Genomic DNA, 15,837 nt, shown 5'->3' with positions numbered 1-15,837 from the left:
GTATCGGGGTGTGCCGATTTGCTGTAAAACCTATGCCGCGACGTTTTCAGACGACCTCAAACTTATTTTTCAATATACGCCAAACCGCTTTCTTCATCACGTTCGGGCACGTCTTTTCCGTCAAACAGTGCCACTGCCAATCTGACGGCGGCGGCGGTTACGGCGGGGGAAATCATGAAGCCGTGACGGAAAAGGCCGTTGATTTCAATCAGGCGTCGGGCGCGGCTGTAACGGATTTCGGGGTTGTGGTGGTTGAGCGTTGGGCGCAGGCCAGTGGCGATTTCGAGGATGTCGGCTTCGCCGAAAGCGGGGTGGACGGCATAGAGTGCGGATAAAAGTTCCAACCCTGAACGCACGCTGGCAGGAGCTTGGCTTTCGCTTTCGATTTGGGTCGCACCGATGACGAAGACGTGGTTTTCTTTCGGGGCGATGTAGAGCGGATAACGCGGGTGGAGCAGGCGTACAGGGCGGTTGAGCGTGATTTCGGGCGTATAAACCCGCGCCACTTCGCCGCGTATGCCGCGCAGGGTGCTGGTGTGTCCGGGGGCTTGGTTCCACGCGGTTTTTGCGCCGTAGCCGCGGCAGTCGATCAGCCAGTCGTATTGGGCTTGCAGGTCTTCGGGGACGCATTCGTGTTCCCAATGGCAAGGGACGTTCAGCCCGTCCAAAGCGTCGGCAAGTGCAGACAACATCTGTCGTCCGTCGAGCTGGCCTTCGGTCGGCAGGTAGATGCCGTCTGAAAAACGTCCTGCGAGTTGCGGTTCGCGTTCGGCGATGTCGTCGGCGCGCCAACGGACGATTTCGTCATCCGCTACGCCGCCGCGTTTGAGATGGCGGACGAACTCGCTGGATAATGGCTTGTCCTGCCCGTGCCACACAATCAGGCTGCCGTTTTCCTGCATCATGGTTGGCGTTTTCAGACGACCTTTGATGTTGCGCCAAAGCGGAATGCTCTGTCTGCCCAGTTTGATGACTTCAGGCGTAGCTTCGACCGCTTCCGCAGCAGGCGCGAGCATGGCGGCGGCAACATAAGCGGCGGCGTGTTCGCTTTTGCGCCCGCCTTTGTCAAAGAGGGCAACCGATAAACCTTGTTCTGCAAGTTGTAAGGCAGTCAGACGGCCGCAGAGGCCGCCGCCGAGAATGGCGATACGGGGCATGGTGGATTCCTTTGTAGTATTGTGCAGTCGGGAAGACGAAAGATAAGACGGAAGCGGAATCCACCGAATAGCGGGAAATGCGGGAAAGGGAACGGAAGCCTTTTCAGGCGTTTGACAGCTTGTTTCCTACGCAGGCATTACCCCGACAGGTTCTACGGATTCCGCTGATGCGGTCTCAGCTGTTTGCGGGAACAAGCAGCACTCCGACAAGAGGTTTCCAGTTTACATAAAATCGATTGCTTTGGCAAAGTCAGGTCGTCTGAAAAATGGGTTTCGTATTTTCAGACGACCTGTTGTAAGGTGTTTTGGGTTGGTTGAGGAAATGGCGTTAGGGAGAAGCGCATCGGCATTATTGATATATACTGTCGCCAATGAACAAGGGGCTTTGCGTTGAAATTCGTTTTTGCGAAAAGCGCCGAAGTAGGTTTATTTATAGTGGATTAAATTAAATCAGGACAAGGCGACGAAGCCGCAGACAGTACAGATAGTACGGCAAGGCGAGGCAACGCCGTACTGGTTTAAGTTAATCCACTATAAATCAGGATTGGATTGTCAGGATTACCATGTTTCAGCTTGCCTATTTTCAAATGGTTGGTGCCGGTAAAGCACGAAATCAGGACGCCTTGTTTGACGGCACGGCGGTGCGTCAGGTCAGGCTGCACAAAACCCGCGTGTCCGAGGCGGACGATGCCGTGCGGCTGGCAGTGGCAGATGGTGTATCCAGCAGCCCTGCCGCGCATCTTGCCAGCCGGTTTTGGTTGGACGCTTTCGTTCGCGAGGGCGATGCGGAAGGGCGTTTCCTGCGAAGGCTGCACGGCAACTTTTGCGACACGCTTGCCGAGGAATATTTCGGCTCGTCCTCGACTTTCGCTTCGGCAGTCGTCGAGTCGGACGGTTTGTGCCGCATCTGCAATGTCGGCGACAGCCGTGTTTACCATATATCGGCAGAGGGGCGTTGGCGGCAGGTAAGCCATGACCACACGGTGTTGGCTGATTTAATCGAGCAGGGGGAAGCGCGGGCAGATACGGAATACGCCGATATGTACTATGCTTTGGCGCATTGCCTGATAGCGGATGACGAAGAAACCCATTTCAAAATTTTTACCGATTCATTTACTCTGCAAAGAGGCGAGGCAGTTTTGGTTTGTTCTGACGGTCTGCACGACGCGCTATCTCATGAACGCTTGGAAGCATTATGGAACGCTTCCCCATCTTTGCTAGATAAGTTGGAAGCCTTACGTCGGGCAGTAAAAAGGGTTCCCTATCATGACGATTGTTCGGTGGCGGTATGCCTGCGGCAAAGATAGTGAACCAATCCTAAAATCGGTTACGCAGTTTCTTGAGAATATTTCAAAGGATTGGGGTAAAGGGTCGTCTGAAAAGGGATGCTTAGATCAATTTATATATACCGCATCACATATTTCAACCATCTCATCAACGCCGCCAGCAGTATGCCTATCGACAATCCCACCAAGGCTGCCTGCCACGTCCATTTGATCAATAGCGCGCTGACCAAACCACCGATTGCGCCGCACAGATATTTGTCGCGCCGTTTGAATTCCGTTGTCTGCTCGGCTAAATCTTCTTCGATAAAACAAATTGCGAAGAGTGTAGCCAATGCCAGACAGAAGCCGATAATAGGGAGCCAAGGTGTATCAATGTGACCAAGGACTTTGTCCAGAATCATATCTCCGCCGTACATCAGTCCGAGAACAGTGGCGATAGTCAGCAATATCACATAGCCCGCCATGTTGCTGGTGACGAGCCAGTCAAGAATTCGTTCGCATAGTTTTTTGAGAAACTTCATGAGGTTTGTCGTTGGGTTGGATGGGAAAGTCATCTATGTTTTCTTCGGGAAATCTGTTTTATTGTATTGAAGCTGAGTTTTCAGACGACCTTCGGACTATTTCACGTTGCCTAATCCTGCCAAAACGATGCCCAGCCGAATTTTTGGGCAATATCGTCGCAAAGCTCCTTCTGCATGGTGGCAAGATTGGTGTAGCTGTTGGTGACGCACATAGAAAAATAGGCGGGCAGGGTGGAGGCGGTGTTTTGGGCGGCGGTTCGGAAGCAGTCCGTAAACCAGCGGTCGAAATGTTCGTATAGTCCACTGTAAAAATCGTCTACAGCATCCCATACTTGGTATTTGCCGTTTATACCCTGTCCCAATCCGTATATCTCATCTTCCACATCTGCATCAAATTTAGGCAGGCATTCTTCGGGGAAGTCTATGATGCGGTCGCCTAAATAGCTGCCATTTTGGTTGCGCAACCAGCCGCAAACAGAGAAATCCTGATAATCGTATTCCATAATCAGTGCCACGGCCTGATCAAATGCTTTGTTTTCATCCGAAAAAAACCAATGCCTGCCCTGCAATATTTCTTGGATAAAGGCGGTCAGTTTTGGAGTGAGTTCGGCGCAGTCCTGCATAAATTGTGTTTTATATTGTTGCATCAGTTGCTTTGCTTGGGTGGAGAGCATGGTTTTTCCTTGTTGTTGAAGGTTTCGGGTCGTCTGAAATTTGATAACCCGAAGGACAGGCTGCGCTTTCAGACGACCTTCGGCATTAGATATTTAACAAGCGCAGGTCGGCTCAAACCGCAACAAAACGGTCAAACATTCCTGAAATATTGGGTTTGAACCCAACCTATGCCTTGTGTTCTCGCCGTAGGGCGGTCATGTGCTGCCTACGCGTCCTGTGTTCAAAAACAGCCTGAAACCGCAAGGATGGAGGCATTTGCGTTTTTCAGGCTGTCCCAATTTACCGCTGAATCTGCGAGGTAATCGTGCTGTCGGTAATCTTGTCGTCTTCCGCCAGCAGCATGGCTTTGGAGAGGACGACCGAGAGCGTATTGTCGCCCTCAAACGGGATAAACAGCTTGTCGGATGCGTCTTTTTTGCGGCTGTCGGGTACGATGCAGAGGTATTGGTCGTCCGGCAGCATCAGGATGTTGCTGCTGCCGATGTGGATTTTATAGGTACGCAGCTTGCCCTGTACGACGAGGAAGTTGCCGTCTATGTGGGCAACCTTGGCGATTTTCAGGCGCGGCAGCAGGGTTTCCAATACGGCTTTGCGGGTTTTTGCCACTTCGCCCAAATCGCCGAAGGAATAGCTCTGCCAGTAGCTGTAAAAACGTGCCTCTCCGCCGTTGTCTTCCCAAGTCGGATCGTTGCCTACGCTTGCCACGCCGACAAACAAATCGACGTCGCGCAATACTTCGGAAAACACGCGCGGCGGGATATCAATTAAGTCCAGAGCGGTGGCATGGTAATCGTCGTCCAACCGGTGAAAGCGCACTTGGTCGGTACTGACATACTGCCAGATATAGCTTTCCGTCCATGCGTCTTCGCTGTCCACCGCGTTGGTCCAAAATTGGGCGAGTAGGTTGTATTCGGGCAATTCCAACGAAACGGTTGCGTCGTCGCCGCCGTCCCACGCGCCTGCCAGCGAGCCTCTCCAGCCGCGTCCTTTGGCAAGTGTCATGTATTGGTGTTGTTTCAGGATGTGGGCGGCAAAGCGGTTGCTGTATGTTTTGGTGTTGATTTCGGCTTCAGTGAGCAGATAGATTTCACGGTATGCCTGTTTCAGCGGCTGGCGGATTTCTTTGTTCAGCAGCAGTTGGCGCCACTGGGCGATGCTTTGCTGCGTGGCAAGCGCGGGATGCCACAAGCTGACTTGCAGGCAGTCTGAAACATCGGTTTGCTCCCCTGTTTCGTCCACCCATGTTCCGTCTAACCACAGTGCAGCGCGACCCTGCGTATCGTTTTCGTCGCGGAAAAACTGCCATATTAGCGGGCGCGTGAGGCAGGACATCAGCCCGTGCTGCCAGTAATACTGTTCGGCGTGTTCCCGTGGCACGCGGTGTTCGGAGCGCATCATCTGATCCAAGCGGTCGCGTTGGGCTGTGAGCGTGGTGTTGAGGTTTTTTTGTGTGGCTTTGAGCTTTTTCAGTTTGTCGGCATGGTCGGTTTTTACGAAGGCGGGCACGGTTTTTTGTGGCGAGCCGTCGGGTTTGAACCAGCGCAGTTCGGACTTGCCTACGCCCGTTACCGCCAGACGGCAGGTGTAGCCGCCGAAGTCATAGTCGCGGCAGCCTTCCTGCAAGCCGAAACTGTCCACCGCCATGTCTTCGATTTCGTTGCGGGATACGCCCCGCTGTGCGGCGGCTTCGTCCAAATATTTGGCAATCGCGCTTTGCACGTTGCTGAACTTAATCCGCAGGCGCAGGCGTGAGAGGCAGGCAATGCCGTCCAGCCCTTTGGAGCGGAACAGCGCATAGAAGCAGGCGTTGCCCATAGCAGCATAGCGCGCACCGAGATTGGGGATTTTGTCGTATGAATGCAGCGCAAGTTGGGTAAGGGCGGACAGGGTGGCGCTGTCGTGGAAATGGCTGCACATCCACACCAGCCCTTTGAGCACGGTCTGGTTGATGCTGCAAACGGGCAGGACATGGGTGTCGTAGTTGTATGAGCCGCCTCTGTATTCGTGGGTAAAGGTTTCAATACGTACTTCTTCATTACCGTAGACAAATTCTATCCAGCCGTGCAGCATCTTTTTGAACCTGTCCGCCCCCAGAGTGTCAATCAGCGTTTTGGCTTCTTTCAGGTATTTTTCGCTCGGCTTGCCCGCATTGGCGGATAGGGCAAGCGCAATGATTTTGCTCCATACGTCCTGCTGTTCGGGCGGCAGCGCGGCAAGCTGCGGATTGGCGTATCGGGCAAACTCGTCGTCTTGGGCGGGGAAGCAGGCTTCGGCGAAACTGCCTGACAGTTCCGCCAGAGCGGCAAGGTTGGCGGTAGCGGCTTTCTTGTCCCACAGGTGTTCCGCAAAGATGCGGTAACGGTCGCAGGCGTTTTTCAGGCATTCCGAAAGCGTTTCGCTCGGATTGGGAAACTGTTTTTTGATTTGGTTGATCAGATATTTGAGCGGATAGTCATCTGCCTGTCGTTCGGACAGCCCGTTGTCGTCCAGCATGGCGGCAAAAATGCGCTGCACATCCTGCTCTGTCATCGGCAGCGTTTTGCGCGCCAGAGCCATCGCCACCGCCGCACGGGTGGTGCCGTAATTGTGTATCCTGTCACTGCCTTTGTTGTTAAAAACTTTATTTCGCCCCCAGCCGCGTATCAAATCAATGCAGTGGATCAGGAAATCGACACGGTATTCGGGAGCGGCTTTCTCCACTTCGGCAAAGCTGGGGCAGAGCTTCAGGTTTATCGTGTCGTATTCGTTCAAACATTTTTGGCGCCATTCCTTTTGCAGTACGTCGAGAATCTGATTGAACTCGGCACGGCGGCTGTCGGAAATCTGCACGGTTTGGTTTTGGGTCATGGGACTTTCCTTGCGTATTAATGTGTTGGTTATTTTGCGGTAAAGACGAACAACGTCGGTAAGGGTTTTCTTGTCCGCACTATTCAGGCTGTATCGGGTGGTTTCGGCAAAGGCGCGGTGGCGTTGCGCGGCAGTTTTCAGGCTGCTTATCCGCCCACCAGCGGCGTGAGTTTGATGAAATTGACGACCAGTCCGTCATGCAGGTACACCATGTCGTCCAACGTTTCCAGTTGGCGGTTGTCGGCAAGGATGAAAAACGCGTTCTGCTCAAAAGCTTTCAGGGCAACGGCGATTTGCTTTTCCGCGTCCACGGGCTGCGGATTTGCCCCTTTTTTGCCGCGCGATTCCTGAATTACGATGTCGCCGCGATTGGTGGGGATAACGAGGCTGTGGCGCAGCAGGGCATCGGCGGCGCGGTCGTTGTAGGCGGCGACTTCCTGTCGCACGCGTTCGGCAATCAGCTCCGCCGCGCTGATGTGGTTGGTTCGGAACTTCAAAAACAGCTCGTGCAGCACTTTGCCTGCGAGGTTTTGATCTTGGATGGTGATGGTAGCTGCAATCATGGATAACTCCTCGAAACAGAAAACAGATGAATCATACTGTTTTTTGAGCGTTTCAGGCAGCCTGAAAATAAAGCATCCTGCACTTTGATGGCGGTAAGTGCAGGATGCTATTTATAGTGGATTAACTTTAAACCAGTACGGCGTTGCCTCGCCTTGCCGTACTATCTGTACTGTCTGCGGCTTCGTCGCCTTGTCCTGATTTAAATTTAATCCACTATATATTTTAGTTATGTAGAAACTTTGTTTAACTTCGTTGAAGTTCACGTTTTCAGACGACCTTTGACGGCAGGTATTTACCTGCTTCGCGTAAGCTCAGTTTGACCATTTTGTGTCGGTATCGGTCGATAAAGCCTTGTACCCATTCGGGGTTGGTTTTGCTGTAATCGCGCAATGCCCAGCCGATGGCTTTGTTGATGAAAAATTCTGTTTGCCCCAGATTGTTGCAGATGATTGTTTCCAGCAGCGCGGTGTCGGTGTGCTGTTTGCGGAGCAGTTGGTGGTCGATGGCGACGCGGCGCAGCCAGATGTTGTCGTGCGTACTCCATGCCAATAGGACGGTGTTGACTTCGGGGTGGCGCAGGGCAATGTCGCCGACAATGCGGTCGAGTACGTCGGAGCTGTCCCACCATGATTTTTCGGTAATCAGCGTTTGCAAACGCGGGATGTCCTGCGGGGTCAGGTGTTGCTGCATTTTTTTCAGGTATTCGAGCGCGGCGTATTGCAATTCGCGGTGCGGGTCGTCCCAACAGCGGCGCACGAAATCCCAATCGACCGGCTGTTTGGCGGCGTTTTTGAAAAACGGGCGGCACAGGCGGGCAAGTTCGGGTTTGCCGATGCCGAAATAGGCAAAACGGTGTTTCATGTATGCCTGCATCGGCACGGCGCGTTCGGGGTTGGCGTGTTGTTGCAGGACGGCGATCAGGGCGGGGTAGTCCATACGATTTTCCTTTTTGAAGGAGATGGCAGGGTTCGGGGTCGTCTGAAATCTTGGTCTTTGTTCTGCTTTCTTTTTAACTCTTCTTTTTTAGCCGCTTTGGCTTTTTTAGCTGTGTTTCCCTCTTGAGTGCAGGTGCCGAGTTTCTCGAAAAATCTTGGCAGGTTGTCTGGCTGAATCTGTTTTTCGTTTTTCTTTGATAGGCGGGTTTTTCGAAAGGATTTGTTTTCAGACGACCTCTTCCAAATCGCCTTCGCGGGTTTCGCGCAGGTGTTCACGCAGGCGTTGGAGTTCGTGTTTGTCCAGCCACTTGCGGCGGCTGCGTTGCAGGAGGATGACGAGTGCGGAAATTTCGTTGCGCATATTGGTGCTGAGCCAAAGGAAGCCTTGCCATTCGTAATGGAGGCGGGCGGCGAGTTTGCCCAGTTCGGGATTGATGGAGGTGTCGATGCGGATGCGGCGGGCGTAGTGACCTTTGATGAGGCGGACGGTCAGGCGCAGGTCGCGTTGGAGGAGGTTGAAATGGCGGTCGAGCAGACGGATTTCGTGTTCGTTGAGGGTGGGGGCTTGCAGCTTGGCGGCGGTGGTGAGGAGCAGCTCGGTGGTGTTGACGATTTTGCGGTGGGCGTGCTGCATGGCTTCCATCATGGCGGGGCTGATGTGGCTTTCGCCTGATGTGGCGGCGAGGTGGCTGCGGCTTTTGACCATGCGGGCGTTGATTTGGCGCATTTTGACCATGTTTTGCTCCAGCCGTTCGCGGGTCATGCGTTTGCCGTTGCTGATTTCGGCAATCATTTTGCCGCATTCGGTCAGGTTGTCGGCAAGCATGAACCGCCACATGAGGGTGGAACGCAAGGGGAGGAGTTTGGCGGCGACGATGGCGATGGCGGCGCCGATGAGAACGTTCATGGCGCGCATAAGGCCGCTGTCGAGCCAGTTGTTGCTGTTGTCGCCGATGAGCATACACATGGTCAGTCCGGCAAGCATGGGGACGTAACCGTTTTTGCCGACTGCCGCCCAGCCTGCTGCTGCGCTGGCGGTGCCGACGGTCAGGTAGAAGAGAATGCCGCCGTGGAAGTAGTGCTGGTTGAGCCACAACAGGGTCAGGCCTGCGCCCAAACCGATGACGGTACCAAGCATGCGTTCGACGGCTTTGGAGTAAATCGCGCCTTGAAATTGGAGCATGCCGAGTACGACGAATACGGTCATGCCTATCCATTCGCCGTGTTGGAGGTGGAGGAGTTTGGCGAGCAGGGTGGCGAACAGTACGGCAAGTCCGAGCCGGACGGCGTGTATGAGACGGCGGTAGCGGTAGCGTTCGTAGGAGTCGAGCCAGCGTTTGACGAAGCGTTCGCGTTGTAAGGCGTTCATGATTGGGGCTATCTTGTTGAGATTTTTGGGTTTATCGGGCGGTATTGTAACGGGAATCGATAGGGAGATACAGGTTTCTGAAATAAAGGTTTTGCGGATAGGGTGGAACAGATTGGCTTGGGAAGATAAAGCTAAGGTCGAGCCGTCATTGCATTAAATATTTTCGGTAAAAAGCAAAAGGTCGTCTGAAATACTATATGGTATTTCAGACGACCTTTTTAACTGGCTATGGGTTTACCAAATATCGGATTTGATTTTGCGTTTCAAGCCCGGATGTTCGGAAAGTTTGAAGACGGGATCTTTGCCCATTTTCAGTTTCGCCGTGTAGTCCCTCAACAGCAGGAAGGCAAGCGGAGAGAGGAGCAGGATGGCGACAAGGTTGATCCATGCCATCGTACCCATTGCCATATCCGCCATATCCCAAACCAGCGGCACGTTGGCGACTGCGCCGAAATATACCCAGCCCAACACCATCATGCGGAACAAGGCGGTCAACAGCCAATGGTTTTTGATGAACTGCACATTGGACTCGGCATAGGCATAGTTTCCGATGACGGTAGAGAAGGCAAACATAAACAGGATGATTGCCAAGAAATCCGCGCCCCATGCGCCGACTTGGCTGATAATCGCTGCTTGGGTCAGCTCTGCGCCGCTCAAATCGCCGTAAGGTTGTTGGTACACCAAAACGATAAACGCCGTGCAGGAACATACAATAATCGTATCGACGAATACGCCCAGCATTTGAATCATACCTTGGGAAACAGGGTGTTTGACTTCGGCGGCTGCGGCGGCGTTAGGTGCGGAACCTTGACCTGCTTCATTGGAATACAGACCGCGTTTGATACCGATCATCATGGTTTGCGAAATCAAGCCGCCGAGCAGACCGCCGCCGGCAGCTTTAAAGTTGAAGGCGCTGTCAAAAATCTGACCGAAGACATGCGGAATCAGGCTGATGTTGGTGATGATGATGTAGAGCGCCATCAGCAGATATAAAGTCGCCATCAGCGGAACAAGCATTTCGGCAAAGCGGGAAACACGGCGGATACCGCCGAAAATAATCGGCGCAGTCATGATGACCAATGCGACGCCGACCGCATGTTCGTCCCAGCCCCATGCGGCTTTGGCGGTTACGGCGATGGTGTTGGTTTGAACAGCTTCATAAACGAATCCGAAGCAGAAAATCAGGCTCAATGCAAATACGATACCCAACCATTTTTGACCCAATCCTTGGGTAATATAGTAAGCAGGACCGCCGCGGAAATGATGGTTGTCGTAATCGCGGATTTTGAACAACTGCGCCAGTGAAGATTCGACAAACGCCGAGCTCATACCGATTAATGCGGTGATCCACATCCAGAATACCGCGCCCGGCCCGCCACTGCTGATGGCAATCGCCACACCCGCGATGTTGCCCACGCCTACGCGGCTGGCAAGTCCGGTAACGAAAGCCTGAAACGGCGTAATACCGTGCGGATCATCGCCTTGTTTTCGGCCGCCGAGCATTTCTTTGATACTGCGTCCGAGCAGGCGGAATTGTACGAAACCGGTGGCAACCGTGAAAAACAGCCCTGCACCCAACAGGACATACACCAGCCCTGTCCACATCGGATCATTGATTTTCTGAACTAATTGGTGCAGCGATTCGGTAAAGTTGTTATCCATAAAAGCCTTTCTGAATTTGAATGACGGACGGTTTGCCGCCGTTCGGAAGTAGTGCATTGTAACAGACTGTCAACAAATTGAAAAAGTTTTATATCGGCGTGAAATAATGTATCTAATTGATTGATATTCAACAATTAAAACCCTTGATCAGGGGCGGATGAGGCCGGATCTGCTTTCCTGTGCGAAGCGGGCAAATGCCTAAAAGAGGTCGTCTGAAAACGGGTTGAGCCTGCCTAGGAACCAGGTGCAAAGTGCCGTATATTTCCCAACTGTGACCGCTTGTTATTCAATTGCGCCGAAAAATACGGTTTACGTTAGAATGCCATCCGAAATTCCGGCTGTATGGCGATAAACGCCGCAGACTGGTTTCAGACGACCTTTGTGCCACAAACAGGAAAATCTATGCATGCTACGATTCAAAGCCGTTTCGCGCCGATTTTATACGTCGTAATATTTTTTGCAGGCTTTCTGACCGCCTGTCTTTGGTTTAACCCCCAAGACTACCTTGCTGATTTGGCGCCCGTTGTTACCGCAGTTTCCGCCGTTGCGCTGGTGTGGTTGGCATGGACGGCGGTGTCGGTCATCGCGCGGAAAAAGAACGAATGGCTGCGCAGGGAAAAATTGATACAGCAGGAAAAAGTCCATCCTGTTTTGCATGCTTCCCTTCAAAGTGTGGAAGAGCAGCCGGAGATGCTGGCATTGATTATCCGCAACCACGGCAAAGGCATGGCGAAAAACATCCGCCTGCAAGTGTCGTCTGTTTCTGATAAAGCGGCGGAGCGCGCTGTCGTTGATGCAGTGGGCAAATTGGTTATCGTTGGCGACGGCTTAGATATGCTGGCTTCGGGAGAGGTGTACGGCAGCGTGTTTGGCGATATCCGCGAGCTGTCGGCAAGTTTGCCGGAGAAAAAATTCGGCGGCATCATGAAGCTCGTCATGACGTATTGCAATGTGTTCGGCGAAACCTGTACGTCCGAAACATCTTTGGATTTAAGTCTGCTTAACGCGGTGGAGCTGTCCGAAGCCGAACACAAACCCAGCAAATTATTGTATTGATGCGGACTGAACCTGACTTCAAAGGTCGTCTAAAACGCATTTTGGTGGAGCAGGTAAAAAAGCTTCTGGAAAATGAAAGCCGTTTCAGACGACCTTTATAGTGGATTAAATTTAAATCAGAACAAGGCGACGAAGCCGCAGACAGTACAAATAGTACGGAACCGATTCACTTGGTGCTTCAGCACCTTAGAGAATCGTTCTCTTTGAGCTAAGGCGAGGCAACGCCGTACTGGTTTAAATTTAATCCACTATATGATTGTCTTTGCGCGCCAACCTCTTTATAATGCGCACACTCTTACGGGAGTAGCCATCTGATTTCACTGAAAATCAGAGCCGTTATCAACATAATTGACTGAGTTCGACAAAAATCGGTCATGGTGGCGGCATCTTCCTGACAACTGGAAGACAGGCAAGACGTAAGCGTTGTCCATACCCTTGCGGGCGGTATGTGCAACGCTTTTTGTTTTTGCCCGCTTCGGTTGAGTATCTTATGGAAGCATTTTTCTCTTCAATGTTGGGCGTTGCCATTGCCGAAATCGGCGATAAAACGCAACTGCTCGCTCTTTTCCTTGCCGCACGTTTCGCCCAAAAAAACGCGGTAGTCTCCGGCATCTTCATTGCCACTTTACTGAATCATTTGGTCTCCGCATTTGTCGGCGTATGGCTGGCGGAAGCCATTTCTCCTGAGACTGTCAAATGGGGCGTCGGTATCAGTTTTATCGCGGTCGGTTTGTGGCTGCTTCTGCCTGATAAAGATGAAAACCCCGACAGCCGCTGGCTCAAATACGGCGCGTTCGGAGCGACAGTTTTTCTGTTTTTCATGGCGGAAATCGGCGACAAAACCCAAATCGCCACAGTCTTACTGGCGGCAAAATACCAATCCTTATCCATGGTCGTACTCGGCAGCGTTGCCGGATTGATGTTGGCAACCGTTCCCGTGGTTTATTTGGGCGATATGCTGATGAAAAAAATACCTGCCAAAGCCGTGCGGATTTCCGCCTGCATCCTGTTTTGCGTATTGGGCGCCATCACTTTGGCAGGTGGCGGCATTATGTTGAAATAGGTCGTCTGAAATGTGGGAAATCTTATTTCGACATCCGGATTTTGTTGCCATTAACAAGCCGCAAGGCGTATCCGTGCATCAGGAAGAGGGCAAAGTCAGCCTGACGCAGACACTGGCGGCACAGCTCGGTCTTGAGCAGGTTTGGCTGTTGCACCGACTGGACAAGCTGACCAGCGGCGTGCTGCTGTTTGCACTGAACCCGCAAAGCGCGTCGGTGCTGGCGCAGCAATTTGCCGCCAAAACCATGCGTAAAACTTATTTGGCGTTGGCAACGGACAAGCCGTCTAAGAAGCAAGGTTGGGTGAAAGGCGATATGGAAAAATCGCGGCGCGGCGCATGGAAACTGACGCGCGGCATGGAAAATCCCGCCGTGACCGAATTTGGCAGCCACAGCTTAGAACCCGGCCTGCGCCTGTTCGTCCTGCATCCGCATACGGGCAAAACCCACCAACTCCGTGTCGCCATGAAAAGCTTGGGCAGCCCGATTTTGGGCGATACGCTCTACGGCGGGAAGCCTGCATCGAGGATGTTCCTTCATGCGTGGAAAATCAAATTTGATTATCAAGATCAGGCGTTTGAAATCGCCGCGCCCTTGAGTGAGGAATGGCCGTTGAGGGGCATGGATTTTTTGTGAAAATTGAGTCGCCTGCAAACGCAGTTTCAATGCTTTGTTCTTTGCAAAACCTCTAGTCGCGTTCATAAAGTAAGTCTGACGGTTTGCCGTTTTCTCTTTCACAGAAGAGGGCGGCAAACCGTCAGGCTTTTTTAGGTCATGCTTGATTTTTAGAAACGCTAAACAAGGCAGTCGGCAGTTTTCAGACGACCTTGGGTTTCAAAACCGCTTAAGCCAGCTCTCGGACGAACACTTGCGAGTTACGGCCGTTGGCAAGGTAGTCGCGGCGGCGTTCTTTGGGTAATGCATCGGGAGAGGTCGTCTGAAAACCGCGTTCGACAAACCATTCGCCTGTGCGAGTGGAGAGGGCGAACAGACGGCGGATGCCCATGGTGAGGGCTTTTTGGAAGAGGTGGTCGAGCAGCATTTCGCCGTAGCCTCCGTCGCGGGCTTCGGGGGAGACGACGAGGCAGGCGAGTTCGCCGATTTCGGGGTCATCGAAAGTTTTGAGGGCGACGCAGCCGTAGATGTTGCGGTCGTGTTCGAGGACGGAGAAGCCGGAGATGTGGTTTTCGAGATATTCGCGGCTGCGGTGCAACAGGATGCCTTGTTCTTCCAGCGGGCGGATCAGGGCGATGATGCGGGGGATGTCGCGGCTGTGGGCTTGGCGGATGGAGACGAAGGAATCGCGGGCGATGGCGGTGCCGCAGCCTTCTCGGGTGAAGAGTTCGCGCAACAGTCCGCCGTCTTCGCGCCCGCTGAGGATTTGAACGCGGCTGACGCCGTTTTCGACGGCGTTGACGGCGGCTTGGAGCAGGCGCACGGGAACGTTGTGTGCGGTTTCTATCAGGTTGCGGACTTCGCCTGAGGACAGGGTGGACATGAGGACGCCGTCGGCGTTGCAAATGCCGGCTTCTTCGGTCAGGTACACGAGTTTTTCGGCTTGAAGGGCGACGGCGACGGCTTCGGCGGCTTCGCTCATGCTGAGGTTGAAGGTTTTGCCGCCGTAGGAGTGTCCGAGCGGGCTGATGAGGACGATGGCGCCGTCGTCGAGGCGGCGGTTGATGGAGTCGGTGTCGGTTTTGCGGACGATGCCGGTGTAGCCCATGTCTATGCCGTCAATGACGCCGAGCGGACGGGCGGTGAGGAAATTGCCCGAAGCGGTGGGAATCGGTTTGTTGCGCAAGGGTGCGGATGCGCTGCTGCACAGGGCGGCTTCGATGTCGCTGCGTATCATGCCGACTGCCTGCTTGGCGTCGCGCAGGGTGGCATCGTCGGTAATGCGGCGGTTGCGGTGGTATTGCGGAACGAATTGTCTGTCGGCGGCGAGGCAGTTGAGAAAATGGCGCGTGCCGTGTACCAACACGAGGCGCACGCCCAAGCCTGCAAGCAGGTGGAAATCGGCAGCGAGCCGGTTCAGGGTGTCGCCTTCGAGCAGGCTGTCGGTGATGCCGATAACCAGTGTTTTGCCGCGCAGGTAGTGGATATAGGGCGCGGCTTCGCGAAAATCGGCAACAAAGCCCGGAGATGTGTTCATAACAAAACCAGATAGAAAAGCTGCATGATGAGGACGGTCAGCGCAACCAGTACCGCCAGCGTCCAGTTGAAGCCTTCTTCGGATTTGGCGGGTTTGGCAGCGGCAGCCATCAATGCTTGGAACTCTTCAGTCCGCCGCTTTTCTTCTTCTGCCCGACGTTTTTCCTCTTCGGCACGCCGTGCCTCCTCTTCTTTGGCTTTTCGGGCGCGTTCGGCGCTGTCGAGTAGGTTGGCGATTTCGTGGCGGGAGAGTTGTTTGCGGTTGCGGATGTTGCCGCCCATGTCATGTACGAGGCGGACGTCGGTCACGGCGTTGGGCAGTGTATCGGGGTTGGCAGGGGCGGAGGACGGCGCCAGGCTGTCTTTGGCTTTGAACAGTCCTTCGCATTTATTGCAAACAACAAAGCCTTGTGCGACGTTGAGCTGGGTGTCTTTGACCCAAAGTGAGGTTTTGCAGTGTGGGCAGATACAGGCGGGCATAGGGGTTTTCCGTGTAAAGTGTGGAATGTGTTGTTTTAATGTGTGTTTGATTGGGGTGGGTCGTCTGAAAAGG

Annotated in this window: 14 protein-coding genes and 1 riboswitch; of the genes, 4 read left to right on the top strand and 10 right to left on the bottom strand. The window is 53.4% G+C overall.

The features are described 5' to 3' along the window. Positions 1 to 62 precede the first annotated feature (62 nt). A complete protein-coding gene (locus DBZ16_RS06245) occupies positions 63 to 1,157 on the bottom strand; it encodes an FAD-dependent oxidoreductase (protein WP_107813346.1) in 1,095 nt (364 codons plus the stop codon). A gap of 106 nt (positions 1,158 to 1,263) precedes the next feature. After that, positions 1,264 to 1,373, bottom strand: a riboswitch (TPP riboswitch). A gap of 347 nt (positions 1,374 to 1,720) precedes the next feature. Here DBZ16_RS06245 and DBZ16_RS06235 point away from each other — a divergent pair. Continuing rightward, positions 1,721 to 2,464, top strand: a complete 744-nt coding sequence (locus tag DBZ16_RS06235) for a PP2C family protein-serine/threonine phosphatase (protein ID WP_107813345.1) — start codon at positions 1,721 to 1,723, stop codon at positions 2,462 to 2,464. Between the two features lie 92 nt (positions 2,465 to 2,556). Here the strand turns inward: DBZ16_RS06235 and DBZ16_RS06230 are convergent, their stop codons facing one another. From DBZ16_RS06230 to DBZ16_RS06195, 7 genes are all read right to left on the bottom strand, one after another. After that, the gene (locus DBZ16_RS06230) at positions 2,557 to 2,997 is read right to left on the bottom strand and encodes a hypothetical protein (RefSeq protein WP_240600261.1); all 441 of its coding nucleotides are present in this window, start codon (positions 2,995 to 2,997) and stop codon (positions 2,557 to 2,559) included. A 77-nt stretch (positions 2,998 to 3,074) separates the two neighbouring features. Continuing rightward, positions 3,075 to 3,638 (bottom strand): hypothetical protein, encoded by a 564-nt coding sequence (locus tag DBZ16_RS06225; RefSeq protein WP_107813343.1) that lies wholly within the window; start codon positions 3,636 to 3,638, stop codon positions 3,075 to 3,077. A gap of 280 nt (positions 3,639 to 3,918) precedes the next feature. Continuing rightward, on the bottom strand, positions 3,919 to 6,486 hold the full coding sequence (locus DBZ16_RS06220) for a DUF4132 domain-containing protein (protein WP_107813342.1): 2,568 nt from the start codon (positions 6,484 to 6,486) through the stop codon (positions 3,919 to 3,921). Between the two features lie 146 nt (positions 6,487 to 6,632). Beyond that, complete coding sequence (locus tag DBZ16_RS06215; RefSeq protein WP_240600258.1) at positions 6,633 to 7,049, bottom strand: hypothetical protein; 417 nt, start codon at positions 7,047 to 7,049, stop codon at positions 6,633 to 6,635. 268 nt (positions 7,050 to 7,317) lie between these two features. Further along, on the bottom strand, positions 7,318 to 7,986 hold the full coding sequence (locus tag DBZ16_RS06205) for a DNA alkylation repair protein (protein ID WP_107813339.1): 669 nt from the start codon (positions 7,984 to 7,986) through the stop codon (positions 7,318 to 7,320). A gap of 225 nt (positions 7,987 to 8,211) precedes the next feature. Next, positions 8,212 to 9,354, bottom strand: coding sequence for an FUSC family protein (locus DBZ16_RS06200; RefSeq protein WP_107813338.1), 1,143 nt, complete (start codon positions 9,352 to 9,354; stop codon positions 8,212 to 8,214). 234 nt (positions 9,355 to 9,588) lie between these two features. Then, positions 9,589 to 11,016, bottom strand: coding sequence for an alanine/glycine:cation symporter family protein (locus DBZ16_RS06195; protein ID WP_107813337.1), 1,428 nt, complete (start codon positions 11,014 to 11,016; stop codon positions 9,589 to 9,591). A gap of 402 nt (positions 11,017 to 11,418) precedes the next feature. Here DBZ16_RS06195 and DBZ16_RS06190 point away from each other — a divergent pair, with 402 nt between their 5' ends. From DBZ16_RS06190 to DBZ16_RS06180, 3 genes are all read left to right on the top strand, one after another. Continuing rightward, a complete protein-coding gene (locus tag DBZ16_RS06190) occupies positions 11,419 to 12,072 on the top strand; it encodes a hypothetical protein (protein WP_167390267.1) in 654 nt (217 codons plus the stop codon). Positions 12,073 to 12,562: 490 nt separating this feature from the next. Then, the gene (locus tag DBZ16_RS06185) at positions 12,563 to 13,135 is read left to right on the top strand and encodes a TMEM165/GDT1 family protein (protein ID WP_107813335.1); all 573 of its coding nucleotides are present in this window, start codon (positions 12,563 to 12,565) and stop codon (positions 13,133 to 13,135) included. A 10-nt stretch (positions 13,136 to 13,145) separates the two neighbouring features. Beyond that, on the top strand, positions 13,146 to 13,769 hold the full coding sequence (locus DBZ16_RS06180) for a TIGR01621 family pseudouridine synthase (RefSeq protein ID WP_107813334.1): 624 nt from the start codon (positions 13,146 to 13,148) through the stop codon (positions 13,767 to 13,769). Between the two features lie 208 nt (positions 13,770 to 13,977). Here the strand turns inward: DBZ16_RS06180 and argA are convergent, their stop codons facing one another. Beyond that, positions 13,978 to 15,285, bottom strand: a complete 1,308-nt coding sequence (gene argA / locus DBZ16_RS06175) for an amino-acid N-acetyltransferase (RefSeq protein WP_107813333.1) — start codon at positions 15,283 to 15,285, stop codon at positions 13,978 to 13,980. Further along, positions 15,282 to 15,764 (bottom strand): MJ0042-type zinc finger domain-containing protein, encoded by a 483-nt coding sequence (locus DBZ16_RS06170; protein WP_107813332.1) that lies wholly within the window; start codon positions 15,762 to 15,764, stop codon positions 15,282 to 15,284. The genes argA and DBZ16_RS06170 overlap by 4 nt, the downstream gene beginning before the upstream one ends. Positions 15,765 to 15,837 lie beyond the last annotated feature (73 nt).

Origin of the sequence: Neisseria sicca (genome assembly GCF_003044565.1) — a bacterium.
Classification (GTDB): Bacteria; Pseudomonadota; Gammaproteobacteria; order Burkholderiales; family Neisseriaceae; genus Neisseria; species Neisseria sicca_A.
This window is presented reverse-complemented; position numbering and strand designations above follow the sequence as displayed.

Coding starts and splice junctions, on each gene's coding strand:
- DBZ16_RS06245 (WP_107813346.1), bottom strand. CDS start 1,157: ATGCCCCGTATCGCCATTCTCGGCGGCGGCCTCTGCGGCCGTCTGACT.
- DBZ16_RS06235 (WP_107813345.1), top strand. CDS start 1,721: ATGTTTCAGCTTGCCTATTTTCAAATGGTTGGTGCCGGTAAAGCACGA.
- DBZ16_RS06230 (WP_240600261.1), bottom strand. CDS start 2,997: ATGACTTTCCCATCCAACCCAACGACAAACCTCATGAAGTTTCTCAAA.
- DBZ16_RS06225 (WP_107813343.1), bottom strand. CDS start 3,638: ATGCTCTCCACCCAAGCAAAGCAACTGATGCAACAATATAAAACACAA.
- DBZ16_RS06220 (WP_107813342.1), bottom strand. CDS start 6,486: ATGACCCAAAACCAAACCGTGCAGATTTCCGACAGCCGCCGTGCCGAG.
- DBZ16_RS06215 (WP_240600258.1), bottom strand. CDS start 7,049: ATGATTGCAGCTACCATCACCATCCAAGATCAAAACCTCGCAGGCAAA.
- DBZ16_RS06205 (WP_107813339.1), bottom strand. CDS start 7,986: ATGGACTACCCCGCCCTGATCGCCGTCCTGCAACAACACGCCAACCCC.
- DBZ16_RS06200 (WP_107813338.1), bottom strand. CDS start 9,354: ATGAACGCCTTACAACGCGAACGCTTCGTCAAACGCTGGCTCGACTCC.
- DBZ16_RS06195 (WP_107813337.1), bottom strand. CDS start 11,016: ATGGATAACAACTTTACCGAATCGCTGCACCAATTAGTTCAGAAAATC.
- DBZ16_RS06190 (WP_167390267.1), top strand. CDS start 11,419: ATGCATGCTACGATTCAAAGCCGTTTCGCGCCGATTTTATACGTCGTA.
- DBZ16_RS06185 (WP_107813335.1), top strand. CDS start 12,563: ATGGAAGCATTTTTCTCTTCAATGTTGGGCGTTGCCATTGCCGAAATC.
- DBZ16_RS06180 (WP_107813334.1), top strand. CDS start 13,146: ATGTGGGAAATCTTATTTCGACATCCGGATTTTGTTGCCATTAACAAG.
- argA (WP_107813333.1), bottom strand. CDS start 15,285: ATGAACACATCTCCGGGCTTTGTTGCCGATTTTCGCGAAGCCGCGCCC.
- DBZ16_RS06170 (WP_107813332.1), bottom strand. CDS start 15,764: ATGCCCGCCTGTATCTGCCCACACTGCAAAACCTCACTTTGGGTCAAA.